Source organism: Ensifer sp. EB106-03-01-XG145 (assembly GCF_058792075.1).
Map to the genome: position 1 here is coordinate 1 of NZ_JBYTEC010000051.1, position 14,514 is coordinate 14,514.

General features: G+C 62.8%; 9 protein-coding genes. 6 read left to right on the forward strand and 3 right to left on the reverse strand.

The window, feature by feature from the left end; translation table 11 throughout:
* Positions 1-151 precede the first annotated feature (151 nt).
* The 3 genes from AC3WWH_RS34395 to katG all read right to left on the reverse strand — a co-directional run bounded on the left by AC3WWH_RS34395 (position 152) and on the right by katG (position 7,105).
* A complete protein-coding gene (locus AC3WWH_RS34395; RefSeq protein ID WP_058324421.1) occupies positions 152-3,361 on the reverse strand; it encodes an efflux RND transporter permease subunit in 3,210 nt (1,069 codons plus the stop codon).
* 3 nt (positions 3,362-3,364) lie between these two features.
* A complete protein-coding gene (locus AC3WWH_RS34400; protein WP_492377606.1) occupies positions 3,365-4,477 on the reverse strand; it encodes an efflux RND transporter periplasmic adaptor subunit in 1,113 nt (370 codons plus the stop codon).
* Between the two features lie 420 nt (positions 4,478-4,897).
* A complete protein-coding gene (gene katG / locus AC3WWH_RS34405; protein ID WP_492377607.1) occupies positions 4,898-7,105 on the reverse strand; it encodes a catalase/peroxidase HPI in 2,208 nt (735 codons plus the stop codon).
* Between the two features lie 442 nt (positions 7,106-7,547).
* Between katG and AC3WWH_RS34410 the strand changes: the two genes are divergently transcribed.
* From AC3WWH_RS34410 to AC3WWH_RS34435, 6 genes are all read left to right on the forward strand, one after another.
* Complete coding sequence (locus AC3WWH_RS34410; RefSeq protein ID WP_492377608.1) at positions 7,548-9,734, forward strand: aq_1923 C-terminal domain; 2,187 nt, start codon at positions 7,548-7,550, stop codon at positions 9,732-9,734.
* A 409-nt stretch (positions 9,735-10,143) separates the two neighbouring features.
* Complete coding sequence (locus AC3WWH_RS34415; RefSeq protein ID WP_492377609.1) at positions 10,144-11,034, forward strand: helix-turn-helix domain-containing protein; 891 nt, start codon at positions 10,144-10,146, stop codon at positions 11,032-11,034.
* 135 nt (positions 11,035-11,169) lie between these two features.
* Positions 11,170-12,102 (forward strand): helix-turn-helix domain-containing protein, encoded by a 933-nt coding sequence (locus tag AC3WWH_RS34420; RefSeq protein ID WP_492377610.1) that lies wholly within the window; start codon positions 11,170-11,172, stop codon positions 12,100-12,102.
* Positions 12,103-12,309: 207 nt separating this feature from the next.
* Positions 12,310-13,218: a helix-turn-helix domain-containing protein gene (locus tag AC3WWH_RS34425; RefSeq protein WP_492377611.1), complete on the forward strand. Its 909-nt coding sequence runs from the start codon at positions 12,310-12,312 to the stop codon at positions 13,216-13,218.
* Positions 13,219-13,391: 173 nt separating this feature from the next.
* Positions 13,392-14,042 (forward strand): hydrolase, encoded by a 651-nt coding sequence (locus AC3WWH_RS34430; RefSeq protein ID WP_058329928.1) that lies wholly within the window; start codon positions 13,392-13,394, stop codon positions 14,040-14,042.
* Between the two features lie 84 nt (positions 14,043-14,126).
* Complete coding sequence (locus tag AC3WWH_RS34435; protein ID WP_058329927.1) at positions 14,127-14,420, forward strand: XapX domain-containing protein; 294 nt, start codon at positions 14,127-14,129, stop codon at positions 14,418-14,420.
* The last annotated feature ends 94 nt before the right edge of the window (positions 14,421-14,514 follow it).

Here is a 14,514-nt window from a genome sequence, read left to right on the forward strand (position 1 = left end):
GAAATCGCAGGCGAAAGACGCCAACAGCCATCAGGCCGCGCCGCCGATCACCAAATCAGCGGTAATTCGAGGTCTCCGATTGGCGGAAAGGGTCGAATGGAAACGGGGCCGAACCGGCCCCGTTGTCGATGTTGCCGTCGGGCCGACAAGCCTATCCATTGCCGGTTGGTGTCTGGGCGCCGCTCTCCGCCGTGCCGCTTTCTGCCGACGCGCCGTGCGCTCCGACCGGGTGCATGGAAATGCCGGCGAGTTTGTGGCCGCGCTCGCGCAGCCACTGGAAGGCGACGTAGAGCGCCGGGATGACGAAGATGCCGACGAGTGCTGCGGCAAGCATGCCGCCGGCAACGCCGGTGCCGACCGCGCGACGGCTAAGTTCGCCGGCGCCCTTGGCGACCACCAGCGGCACCAGGCCGACAATGAAGGCGAAGCTCGTCATCATCACGGCGCGGAAGCGGGCGCGCGCGCCTTCGATCGCCGCATCGACGATCGAAGCGCCGGCTTCGCGGTGGGCCTTGGCGAACTCGACGATCAGGATCGCGTTCTTCGACGCGAGCGCGATCAAAACGACGAGGCCGATCTGGGCGTAGATGTCGAAGGAAAGCCCGGCGACGAGCACCGACAGCAGCGCACCTGATACGCCGAAGGCGACCGACAGCAGCACCGGTACCGGGATCGTCCAGCTTTCATAGAGTGCCACGAGGAAGAGGTAGGCGAAGAGCACGGCCATCGCCAGGATGGCGGTGGTCTTGCCGGCCGCTTCCAGTTCCTGCAGCGCCGTTCCGGTCCATTCGTAGCTGTATCCGGGCGGCAATGTCGAAGCCGAGAGCGCCTCCATCGCGGCAAGCGCCTCACCGGACGAATGTCCCGCGGACGGCTGGCCGTTCAGCGTGATCGAGCGATAGTTGTTGTAGCGCACGATCGATTGCGGGCCGACGATATAGTCGACCTTGGCGACCGAAGCGACCGGCACCATGTCGCCGTTTGCGTTGCGCACGTGCAGACGCTGAATGTCGTCGACGGCGTTTCGGTCCGCCTGAGAAGCCTGCATCGTCACCTTCCAGGTGCGGCCGAAGAGGTTGAAGTCGTTGACATAGTAGCTGCCGAGCGTGCCTTGCAGCGTGGTGAACAGATCGCTCACCGAGACGCCGAGCGATTGCAGACGGTCGCGGTCGATATCGAGATAGAGCTGCGGCGAGCTCGCCGAATAGGTTGTAAAGGTGGGGCCAAGCGCCGGGTTCTGGTTCGCGGCGATGATCAGTCCGCCGGCGGTGGCCGAAAGATCGGCGACCGAACGACCCTGCAGGTCGAGCAGCTGGTATTCGAAGCCCGAACCGGTGCCGAGGCCCATGATCGGCGGCAGGTTGAAGGCGAAGATCTGTGCGCCGCGGATCGCCTGACCCTTGGCCATGGTCGTGCGGATTGCCGCTTCGACGCCGGCCGCATCACTTAGGCGCTCTGCGAAGGGCTTCATGGTGACGATCGCGAAGGCCGAGTTGGACTTCGACAGGCCATCGAGGAAGGAGTAGCCGGTGACGGTGATCACATTGGCGACCCCCTCGATGCCGCCAAGCATCGTCTCTACCTGTTTCACCACCGCGTCGGTACGGTTGTAGGAGGCGCCTTCCGGCAGCCGGATTTCGGTAAAGAAGGCGCCCTGGTCTTCCGCCGGCAGGAAGCCGGTCGGAACGACACGGAAAAGGAAGCCGGTGGCGACGAAGGCGACGGCCAGCAACGCAAGCCCAATGATCGCGCGGCGGGCGATGTGGCCGGCGACAAAGGCATAGCCGTCGCGTCCCTTGTCGATGGTGCGCGAGATGTAGCCGAGAATGCCGCGCTTCGGCCCATGATGCGGCTTCAGAAGCACGGCGCAGAGCGCCGGGCTCAGCGTCAGCGCGTTGATCGCCGAGATCACCATCGACACCGAGACGGCGACGGCGAACTGCTGGAACAGCTGGCCGCTCAAGCCCGGGATGAAGGCGACGGGGACGAAGACCGATAGAAGTACAAGGGTGATGGCGACGATGGCGCCAGTGATTTCACCCATCGCACGACGCGCGGCTTCCGCTGCTGAGAGGCCGGGATTTTCCTCCATCACCCGCTCGACGTTTTCGACGACCACGATGGCGTCGTCGACGACGATACCGATCGCCAGAACCAATGCCAGCAACGACACGGTGTTGAGCGAAAAGCCCATGGCGAGCAGCACCGCGAAAGTGCCGATCAGCGCGACCGGAACGGCGACGAGCGGGATCAGCGTTGCCCGCCAGTTCCCGAGGAACAGGAAGACGATGATAATGACGAGGACGAAGGCCTCGAACAACGTTTCCTCGACGTTGTCGACGCTGGCTTCGACGAACTGCGCCGTGTCATAGGAGACCGAATAGGTGAGGCCCGGCGGGAACGATTTCGACAAGCGTTCCATCGCCTCCTGCACGCCTTTGGCGGCGGCAAGCGCGTTGGCGCCCGGCGCCTGATAGGTGCCGATCATGGCAACAGGCTTGCCATTGATCCGGGCGTTGGAATCCGAACTGGCGGCGCCGAGCTCGACACGCGCAACGTCGCGGATGCGCACATAGGAACCATCGGGCCGCGCGCGCAACACCACATCCTCAAACTGCTTGGGATCGGTCAGGCGGCCTTGGGTCTGGAGATTCAGCTGGAACAGCGGATCGTCGGTCATCGGCTGGGCGCCGATGCGGCCGATTGCGGCCTGAACGTTTTGCGCTTTCAACGCGTTGATCACGTCGGTTGGCGTCAGGTCCAGGCTGGTCATGCGGTCGATGTCGAGGACGACGCGCATGGAGTAGTCCTGAGCGCCGAAGAGCTGAGCATCGCCGACGCCGGGCACGCGCTTGACCGTGTCGAGCACGTTGATCGTGGCGTAGTTGGACAGGAACAGGCTATCGAAGTTCTGCTTCTCGTCCGCAGCAAAGATGGTGATCACTTGCATCAGCGCGGACGACTTCTTGCGCACGCTGACGCCGCTCTGCTTGACCTCGGACGGTAGACCCGCTTCGGCCAGCGATACGCGGTTCTGCACGTTGACGGTGGCGATGTCCGGGTCGGTCCCGACGGCGAAGGTGACGGTCAATGTATAGGAGCCGTCGGCGCCGCTCGTCGATTTCATGTAGAGCATGTCGTCGACGCCAACGACCTTGCTCTCGATCGGCTGGGCAACGGTGGTTTCCACCACGTCGGCGCCGGCGCCTGGATAGCTTGCCGTGACGCTGACCTGCGGCGGCACGATGTCGGGGAACTGCGCGATCGGCAGACGGGTGAGCGCCAGCAGGCCCGCCAGCGTCAGCACGATGGAAATGACCGTGGCGAAGCGCGGGCGATCGATGAAGATCTCTGAAATCATCGCTTAGCCACCTGCTGCCGTGGCGGCATCAACGGTGATGCCCGGCCGGACCTTGCCGGCCCCCTCGGTGATGACGTTCTCGCCTTCTTTCAGGCCCTTGCTGATGACCGCCTGGCCGCGGGTGCTGCGCGCTACATCGACGCGGCGCAGCTCCACCTTGGAGCTGGCGTCGACCACCAGCACGAAGGCCCCCTGCTGATCGCGCTGGATCGCCTGCTGCGGCACGGCCAGAACATCCTGTTTGTCCGACTGCTCGAGCACGACGCGCACCAGGGCGCCGTCGAGCAGTATGCTGTCCGGATTGGGGAATTCGGCGCGCACGGTCACCGTGTCGGTGCCTTGCGAGACGTTACTGGCGATGAAGTTGATCGTGCCCTTCTGCTTGTATTCCGTGCCGTTCGGAAGCCCAAGCCCGACATTGGCGCTGCCGCTGATCTCGCCCTTCAGCACGCGCTCGCGGTAGGTGAGGTAGAGCGCGGTCGCTACCGGAAACTGAACATAGATGGGATCAAGCCGGGTCAGCGTGACCAGCGACCCGCTGTCCGGGCCGACGAGCGCGCCGACATCGGCGGTGGTCAGGCCGACGATGCCGTCGAAAGGGGCCACGATCTTGGTGTAGGAGAGATTGAGGTCGGCGTTGTCCTTGCTGCCCTTGAGGCGCACGAGATCGCCGTCTGCCTTGCGGACCGCGGCATTAGCCTCGTCCACCTTGGCCTGGGAGACGGTCTTGGTGGTGAGGAGCTGGTCGGCGCGGTCACGCTCAAGGACGGCGAGTTGCTTGGCGGCCTCCGCCGCTTCGATCTGCCCTTGGATTTCCTGGACGGCAGCGCGATAGGCGCCGTCCTCGACGCGGTAAAGCTCCGTTCCTGCGGTGACCTTCTGCCCCTCGGTAAAGTTCACCGCTTCGAGGAAGCCAGCGACGCGGGCGCGAATATCGACCTTCTGGATGGCGGTCACCTTGCCGGTCAGGTCGACGCTTTCGCGCAGATCCATGATTGCTGCCGGCGCCACGACAACGGCCGGAGCCTGCTGGGCAAGAGCCGTCTGCGCCGTCAGACCAATTGCGACCAGAAGCGTTGATGTGATTGAAGCTGCACGGATTCTCGTATGACGCATGCAACGTTCCCCCTGAACGAAACAGCTTGAGATGACTTCAGCGCGCCTGGGCAGGCGCCCTCGTTGCGTTGAAAGCAGAACACGTTCTCGGCCTCAAGTCACGCAACTAATGGTTGATAAGATGTCGACCACATAAATGGGATGGGTTTGCCGGAGCTGGACGGTGCAAAGGAGAACTTGTCACAAAAGCAATGGCTTGCACCCCTTGTCCCGTCCGAGGCGGAAGTGCTTGCTGGCGCGAGGTTCAGGATGGTTTGGTTGAGCCCGTCACCCGAGGGCGACCGTTTAACGTGTGTTGCGCCGTGGCGGCCGCAGGGCCGGCCTTGCAACCTTAGGTGACGCATTTCGCGCGGATGCTCTAAAAACAGGTCCCGGCTTTATGCCGGGACCTGCGGTCGATGGTGGCGTCAGGCCGGAACGTCAGGTGAGATCGAAGCGATCGGCGTCCATCACCTTGTTCCAGGCGGCCACGAAGTCGCGCACGAACTTCTTCTTGGCATCGGCCTGTCCATAGACTTCCGCGACGGCCCGAAGCTGCGAGTTCGAGCCGAAGACGAGATCGACGCGGGTCGCCGTCCACTTGACGTCGCCGGTCTTGCGGTCACGACCTTCGAAGACGTCCTTGGCATCCGACGTCGCCGTCCACGCGGTGGCCATATCGAGCAGGTTGACGAAGAAGTCGTTGCTGAGCGTTTCCGGGCGATCGGTGAAGACGCCGTGTTTCGTCGCATCGTGGTTCGCGCCGAGGACACGAAGGCCGCCGACAAGAACGGTCATTTCCGGCGCGGTTAGCGTCAGCAACTGTGCCCTGTCGATCAGCAGCTCTTCCGGCGAAACCGCATATTGGGTCCGCTGGTAGTTGCGGAAACCATCGGCGATTGGTTCGAGCACCTCGAAGGAGTCGACATCGGTCTGCTCCTGGCTGGCATCTGCGCGACCTGGTGCGAAGGCAACCTCAACGTCGTGACCCGCCGCTTTCGCTGCCTTCTCGATTGCGGCCGCACCGCCAAGCACGATCAAGTCGGCGAGCGACACCTTCTTGCCGCCGGACTGCGCGTCGTTGAAGGCGCGCTGGATGCCTTCGAGGGTTTCGAGCACCTTGGCCAGCTGTGCCGGCTGGTTGACCTGCCAGTCCTTCTGCGGAGCAAGGCGGATGCGGGCGCCGTTGGCACCGCCGCGCTTGTCCGAACCGCGGAAGGTCGAGGCGGACGCCCAGGCGGTCGAGACCAGTTCGGAGACCGAAAGGCCCGAAGCGAGGATCTTGGCCTTGAGGTCGGCGATATCCTTGGCGTCGACGAGCGGATGATCGACGGCGGGGATCGGATCCTGCCAGATCAGGTCTTCGGCGGGTACTTCCGGGCCGAGATAGCGGGCGCGTGGGCCCATGTCGCGGTGCGTCAGCTTGTACCAGGCGCGAGCGAAGGCGTCTGCGAAGGCGTCCGGGTTCTCGTAGAAGTGCCGTGCGATCTTTTCGTAGGTGGGGTCGACGCGGAGCGCGAGGTCGGTCGTCAGCATCGACGGGGCGTGACGCTTGGACTTGTCATGCGCATCCGGGACGGTGCCGGCGCCCATGCCATGCTTCGGCGTCCACTGGTGCGCACCGGCCGGGCTCTTCGTCAGTTCCCATTCGTAGCCGAAGAGGTTCCAGAAGAAGTTGTTGCTCCACTTGGTCGGCGTCGTCGTCCAGGTGACTTCGAGACCGCTGGTGATGGTGTCGCCACCACGGCCGCTGCCGTAGGTGCTTGCCCAGCCGAGGCCCTGTTCTTCGATGCCGGCGCCTTCCGGCTCGCGGCCGACATTGGCGGCATCACCGGCGCCATGGGTCTTGCCGAAGGTGTGGCCGCCGGCGATCAGCGCGACGGTTTCCTCGTCGTTCATGGCCATGCGCGCGAAGGTCTCGCGGATGTCACGGGCCGCAGCGACCGGGTCCGGGTTGCCGTTCGGGCCTTCCGGATTGACATAGATCAGGCCCATCTGCACCGCTGCGAGCGGATTTTCGAGGTCGCGGTCGCCGGAATAGCGCTTGTCGTCAAGCCAGGTCTTTTCCGTACCCCAGTAGATGTCCTCTTCCGGTTCCCACACGTCCGGACGGCCGCCGGCGAAACCGAAGGTCTTGAAGCCCATCGACTCGAGCGCACAGTTGCCCGCGAGGATCATCAGATCGGCCCAGGAGATGCTGTTGCCGTACTTCTGCTTGATGGGCCAGAGGAGGCGGCGCGCCTTGTCGAGGTTGGCGTTGTCCGGCCAGCTGTTGAGCGGCGCAAAGCGCTGCTGCCCGGCGCCTGCGCCCCCGCGGCCGTCGCCGGTGCGGTAGGTGCCGGCGCTGTGCCAGGCCATGCGGATGAAGAGCGGGCCGTAGTGGCCGAAGTCGGCCGGCCACCAATCCTGCGAATCGGTCATCAGCGCGAAGAGGTCATTCTTCACCGCTGGCAGATCAAGCTTTTTGAATTCCTCGGCATAGTTGAAGGCTTCGCCCATCGGGTCGGAAAGGGAGGAATTCTGGTGCAGGATCTTCAGGTTGAGCTGGTTCGGCCACCAGTCACGGTTCGAGGTGCCGGCGGATTGAGCGCTCGTCTGAGCTCCGTGCATGACGGGACATTTGCCCGTTTTGTCGGCTTTCGCGTCCATTTCTATCTCCCTTTGCGATAACGTGAATTGTGCGGATCAGAGGAAAGGCGGGCTGTGCGGGCCAGCGATGCGCCGGGCCCGGCTTGCGGCATTCTTTGTGCCGTCGGTGGTTGTCGTTCCGCGAAGCGGTTTCGCCACTGGCTGCGTCTCCCTCATTGCACCGGCAACTCTATCAAAGTGGTTCCATTAATTTAAGTTGGATTTCCTGATGGTGACGATAAGACGATCCTATGGCTAATGGACGGCAGGGCAACAAGCGCATGCTTGCAGCCCTGTATGCATCTTTGATGACGCGCGAACGCTTTGCTGATTGCAGCCCACACAAGAATATTGGTGCACTGTACTCCCGTCAAACTTGCGTAAGAAAGCGCCAATGGTTAGTCACATCCGCCAAAGACTCAAAGAGCTTTTCCATTTTTCGCGTGGTGAAAGGACAGACATCGTGGCTGAGACAGAAACTGGGGCCGGCAAGGGCCGTCGCAAAGCACTTTGGGCGGCCGTCGCGGTGGTCGCGATCGCAGCCGCCGGGGTAGTCGGCGGCAAGTTCATGCTCGAAAGGACCGTCGACAAGTTCATCTCCGAGCGTGGCGGCAAGGCGGGCTCCGTCGAGGCGGATTTCCTCGGGCGCATTCATCTGCGTGACGTGACGCTGCCCTTCGCCAATGGCGCACGTGTGCAGGTCGCCGCGATCGATGGCCGGCCAAAGATCTTCTTCCTCAGCGGCAGGCTTGATGTGAAGGGCCTTGAGCTCGATATCGCCGCAGGCAAGTTCTCCGTGCCGCATGCGATCCTCGAAGAACCGGACTTCTTCGCTGGCGCGCTTTCCAAGGCAGGCGATCAGGGTGAGCTGACGGCGCTGAAACGCATCGAGCGCTTTGCCGCAAAACGGATCTCGGCGCCGGAGGCGACGATCAGCCAGGATGTGGCCGGCACCGAGCAGAAGACGGTCTACAAGGACCTCGCGCTCGAGGACATCGCCGGCGGTCGCGTTGCTCGTTATTCGGCGAGCGGTGCAAGCTTCGCCTTCGCCATGGATGTTCCAGACGGAGAAGGCGCAACGAGGCGCGAGCAGATGAACGGCTCGATCGGGGCTGTCGCGGGCGAGAACTTCGACGCGGCCTATATGGTGCGGATCTACACGGAAAAGGCCGGCCCGGACGACAAGGAGCCGAAGCCGCTTTACGGTCCGATGTCGGCAAAGAACCTTTCCTTCTCCGACGGCGAGGCGCAGTTCGGTTATGACGAAGTGCGCAGCAAGGGCTTCAGCGCGCGCATGCCGGCCGAGCCGCTGCTGGAGACCTTGAAGAAGTTGCAAGGGGTGACGGACCCCGAAACGTTGCCGCCGGCTGAGCGGCAGGCGTTCTTCAAGCGCATCCTTTCAGTTGTCGACATGATCGGCAGCGGCGACATCGAATTGCTCGGTCTCAAGATGGAAGTGCCGGACAAAAGCAGCGAAGAGGAAGGCAAGACGATCAAGCTCGCCGTCGACAAAATGACGATGCAGCTCAATGGCCGCAGCTTCGACGGTGCCCTGCACGGTCTTTCCGCCGGAGAAGGCGCAGACTACGTCAAGCTCGCCGAAGCAAGCATCAAGGGCTTCTCCTGGGCTCCGACCATGGACGCGCTCACGAAGCTGGCGGGCCTGAAAGAGGAAGAGTTTGAAACCTTCCCCTTCACCACCCTGATGCCGGAATTCGGAACGATCCGCATCGCCGGGCTGGACGTGGACATGCCCGGCAGCGCGCCGACAAGCGTGACCGACAGCGAAACTGGTGAAGACGACCAGAGCGCCACCGAAAGCGAGGCCGATCCGTCGGTCAGCGCCGAGCAGGCGCCGGATGAGGCAACCGATGGCGACGCCTCATCCGAGGCAGAGGTCCCCGGCGATGCCCAGGACGATCCGATGGCCGAAGCGCCGGCCGAGCAGGCGGCCGTGCCTTCCGTTCCGGAGCGCGTCCGTTTCACGCTCGACAACTACGAGCTGGCCCTGACCAAGCTGCACAACGGCATCCCGACGGATGTGCGCGTCAGCTATCGCGATCTCAGCGTGCCGATTCCGGCCGACACGCAGGAGGAAGGCTTCGCGACGCTGCGCAAGCTGGGCTTCGACAAGCTGGTGTTCTCTTCCAACGTCGAACTGACCTGGGATGAGCCGAACGAGAACCTCGTCATCAAGGATATCTCCTTGAGCGGCAAGGACATGGGCAGCTTCTCCTTCTCCGGCCTGATGGGCGGCGCGAGCAAGGACTTCTTCTCCGGCGACATGACCGCTGCGCAGGTGGCGCTCTTCGGCCTCACGGCCCGGGAAGCCACGCTCAAGCTCGAAGACAAGGGCATCGTGGCCAAGGGCATCAAGCTCTATGCCGAGGATAACCACATGACCGAGGACAGCGTTCGCGGTCTCCTCGTTCTGATGACGAGCGCGGGCGTGCAGCATTTTGCTGCCACACAGCCGAAGCTGCAGGATGTGGCAAGTGCGTTTACCCAGTTCATCAGCAAGCCCGGCGCCTTCACCCTGAAGGTCAAGGCCAAGGAAGAAGCCGGGATTGGTGCACTCGAGCTGATGGGCGCCGCCGAAAATCCAGCTCTTCTGCTCGACAAGGTCGATCTCGAAGCCGCCGCACAGTAATCGATCGCGGGCCGGGTCAGCCGACACGGCCCGCATCATTTCTGCCTGCGGGCCCCGGAAGGAATTCCCGCAGTACCTTCAATGCCTCCTGTCCGATTTCATGCCCGCCACGACTGTAGAGGGGCTCGGGTATCGGCCCTTTACCTCACAAGATAATCGACCAGGAGCCCCGCGAGCACTGCGCGATCGGCTCACGCACAACGGGCTTCCGTCAAAACAGAGTCGTTTGCGGCTAAATGTGAGCAAAGGATACAAGAAATTGGTGGCAGCATCCTGCATTTTTCCCTGACATGACGGCAAAAGCGAGATGATTCCGTGTGTGTTCGTCATCGGATCGATCAGGCATCCAGGCAGGTTTCCACGCGAAGAATGAACTCCAGCGCCAGGAGGCGAAGGTGGACGGCAGGCTATGAAACAACCGAATGGCATTGGAGCGTGTTTTGGCGAGCCGAAGGCGCCGTTTCTCAGGGTTCGGCCCGTTCGCGACGCCCGCTTTTCGGTCACGCGTCTGCAATGCCGGCTGAATGGAGCAATGAGCCGCGTCGTGTCCCTTCCCGCCGACGACGCCTATTTCCTGATGTTCTATTTCAAGGACGTCATGCATCGCGACGTGGTGCCGGGCGGAGGCGAGAGTGAAATTCGCCGCTACCGGCAGGGGTCGGTCTGCCTCGTCGATCTCGTTCAGGGCGCCAGTATCCGGCTTGTCAGCGATCTCGATTCACTCGCCTTCCACCTGCCGCGGGCTTTGTTCCGCGAAGTCTCCGAGTTCGCTCACGCTCCGGCCGCCGCCGGTCTCAGGTGCCGCCGCGGCGAGATCGACGACGTCATACACAATCTTGCCTTGGCGCTGCTGCCGCTTCTCGCCAAGAGCGAGAAGGAACCGGGTCCCGTGCTGCAGCATATCGCTGTCGCAATCTGCGCGCATCTCCTGCACTCCTATCCGGATCGAGCCAACGCATCCGCCAGCCCCGATCTGTCCGTGTGGCAGGAGAAGGCGGCCAAGGACTTCATGATCGACCATTGGGCCAAGGACTTTTCGTTTGCGGCTGCCGCGTCGGCCGCAAACCTGTCTGAGAGCGTTTTTGCCGCGGCCTTTGCATCCGTGACCGGGCAAACGCCGGAGGCGTGGCTGATGCGGTACAGGATCGGCCGAGCCAAACGCTATCTGATCGAGGAGGGGTGGTCGGTGGCCAAAACCGCCGCCAGTTGCGGTTATGCCGACGAAGCGCGGTTCATCGAAGCCTTTCGCGAGGTGACGGGAGTGGCGCCGGCCGTGTGGCGCGCGCGCTGGCGGCAGTGAGGGGAGCGCCCGTTGACCTGTGAAGCTCTGCGATGTCCCCTGAGATTTGCCTCTGTAATGCGGCCGCCAACCGTTGTAGCATCTGCCCCGCCGCCGAAGCAGGCGGCTGAGCTCGATACTGGGAGACCCTGACCGATGGCCTTACAAGCGGGACTGGGCGCAAGCGAGCGCACACCACGCCCCACTGTCAGAAGGATCAGCGCGGGCGATATCACCGTGACGAGAACCTTTTCGGATCGCTTCGATCTGGACCTCGGGCCGCTGATCCCGCTCGCCGACGCCTTCAACGTCATCGTCCAGATGCGTGATTTCGAGGCGCATCGTCTGTGGCGGCGCGGCGAACTCGTCTATGAGGGAGGGCACTCCAAGGCATCGCTCGCGATCACCGATCTTCGGGACCAATGGCAGTGCCACCATCTGTCGCCCTTCGACAATGTCCGCTTCCACATCCCATTCGCCTGCATGCGGGCCTTCACCGAAAAGGCGGGACGCGGCGAGTATGTGTCATTGTCTTCCGTGCAGGGATGCGTGGATCCGGTGATGTTCGGCCTCGCCCAGGCGCTGCTGCCCTCGCTCGAAGAGCCGGACCGGGCCAATCTGCTTTTCGTCGAACAGATCAACCTTGCCGCACTGGCTCATCTCAGCCAGACCTATGGCGGTTTGCATTTCCCTGTCGACAAGAAGGGTACGCTCGCGCCATGGCAGGAGAGGCTGGCGACGGATTTTCTGGTCGCACACTTCAACAAGGCGTTTTCGATCGGCGATCTCGCCGCCCAGTGCGAGCTCTCGCGCAGCTATTTCAACAAAGCCTTCAAGGAGAGCTTCGGGCGCACGCCGTCCAGGTGGCTGACCGAATACCGGATTGCGCGGGTCAAAGAGTGTCTGCTTCAGGACACCCCCCTTGCCGAAATCGCGATCCACTGCGGATTTGCCGACCAGAGCCACATGACCCGGGTGTTCACCAGCCAGACGGCGGAAACGCCGGCGCGCTTCAGGAAAAAGAACCGCTCCGTCGGGGTGGCGGTAGATCTCAGTAATAGCGCGGAGAGAGGGCGCGCCCTCATGTAGATTGTTCAAAACACATGAAAAGCGTGCAAGAATGACGCGGCGGCCGGGGCCATCATAGGCCGCTCCTGCAGATGATGATGAGAATGAACTGCGTGCACACGTCCCAGGCGCACAGCAATCCGGGCGTCGGTTGGTTCCGCGCGTTTCGTTTTCATTAGCGCTGCGGGAGTTTTTGGCAGGTGGAATCGATAAACAGGAGCGAAGACGATGACGAATGCCTCCGCTGCCTCGGTCGGAATGCGCCCGCGCGACAGCCTCGGATGTTCGCTGGACCAGCTCGATGACGACAGGACGATCGAAGGCCGCGATATGGTCTTTTATCGCAAGCGATCGGCAGCGGGTCCGCCGGGCAGGGTCGCGACCCCTGGCAATGGGCGGGGATATCTGATCGGCCTGTCGCTCGCAGGCGGTCATAGCCGCCGGGTTTTCGGGGAGCATCACTCCGCGATCCAGGAGTTCGGCCAGAATTCCATCTACGTCAGGAACTTCGCCGACGACTACAAAGCGGATCTGGAAGGCTCCTTCGACTTCACCTTGCTTGAAATCGGCTACGGTGCGCTCCAGAGGATTGCGGATGCAGCAAATGCCACGGGAGTCAGCGAGCTGAGGTCCATTTCCGGCTCGCCCGATCCTGTTCTCGGCGGCATGCTCGGTGCCTTGTTTGCGTCGGTGGACGGTTACACCGATCGCAGCGCGCTGTTCGTCGATCAGCTTTCCGTCGCAATCGGCGTGCATATGGTGCGACAGTACGGCAACGGCCGCGGCGAAAGTTTGGCTGGAGGACGCAGGCTCTCGCAGCGCTGCCAGGCAAGTATTCGCGAACTCGTGCAAGCCCGTCTCGACGGCGAGCTTACCGTCGAAGAACTGGCCTCGACCTGCAACCTGTCGCAGGCAGCTTTTCTCCGCGCCTTCCGCGAGACCATGGGCAGCACGCCCTTCCGCTGGCTGCTGCAGCAAAGGATCGAAAAGGCCAAGGACCTGCTGCAGTTCTCTCCCACATCGCTGAGCGAGATCGCCACCGCCTGCGGTTTTTCGGATCAGAGCCATTTTACCCGTGCCTTCGTGCAGGCGGTGGGGACCACGCCGCGCCAATGGCGACGCAGCCGGCAGTCGTAGGGCTTACCGCAGTTATAGTTGTGCGGCGAAGCGGCCCGGATCAGACTACAGTCTCCGGTATGACGAGCGAAATTTTCAAAAATCCACCTTTGGCGACAAGAACGGGACCGCCATCGGCGGCATAGTTGGGCCTCTCCAATCGGAGCCAGTTTCAATAGAAAGAGGCCACGACCATGTCCGCGACAGCGACCCCCGGCAAACTCCTCGTCTCGCCCAAGGACCACACCCTGATCATGATCGATTTCCAGTCGCAGATGTCGTTTGCGACCAAGTCGATCGATGCGGTGCTCTTGCGCAACAACGCCGCACTGGTCGCCCATGCGGCCGCCGGCTTCGGCGTTTCGACCATTCTCACCACCGTTGCCGAGAAGACCTTCTCCGGTCCGATGTTCTCTGAGATCATCGACGCCTTCCCCGGCCAGACGCTTTTGGACCGCACTTCGATGAACACCTGGGAAGACGCCGCCGTGATCGCGGAGATCAACCGCCTCGGCAAGAAGCGCCTGGTGATGTGCGGGCTCTGGACCTCGGTCTGCATCGTCGGCCCGACGCTGTCGGCGCTCGACCAGGGCTTCGAAGTCTATGTCATCGCCGACGCCTGCGGCGACGTCTCCGACGAGGCGCATGAGCGGGCGATGGACCGCATGGTGCAGGCCGGCGTCCGGCCGATGACCTCGCTGCAGTACATGCTCGAGCTTCAGCGCGACTGGGCCCGCACCGAAACCTACGACATGACCACCGGCATCGCCAAGAAGTTCGGCGGTGCGTATGGCCTCGGCATCATCTACGCCAAGTCGATGTTCGGCGCCTCCGAAGGTCACTGACACGGGGCTGAGATGCCCTAGATTATCGCTCTGGCCGTGCTTGAGGTGGCAGGGGCGGCACTGTCATTCGTGAAGGAGTTGGCGATGAAGTTGTATCTTCTCTCGCTCGGAGCCGGACTGCTTGTCGGCATCATCTATTCGCTCTTGAACGTCCGCTCGCCGGCGCCGCCGGTCATTGCGCTCATCGGCTTGTTCGGCATCCTGATCGGCGAGCAATCGGTGCCGCTGGTCAAGCGCGCCCTGTCGGGCGAACCGGTCAATCTCAGCTGGTTCAATCTGCAGTGCATGCCGCACATGTTCGGCCACCTGCCTAGCGGCGCACCGGCCACCGCCGGCAAGGCGAAGGATGCGGCCATCAACGATGAAAGGGCCGGATGATGCCGACACGACGCTCGTTTCTCGGTGCAACCGCCGCCGCCCTAGCCTTGGGTAGGGCAACCGCGACACACGCCCAACAGACTGGAGACACCTC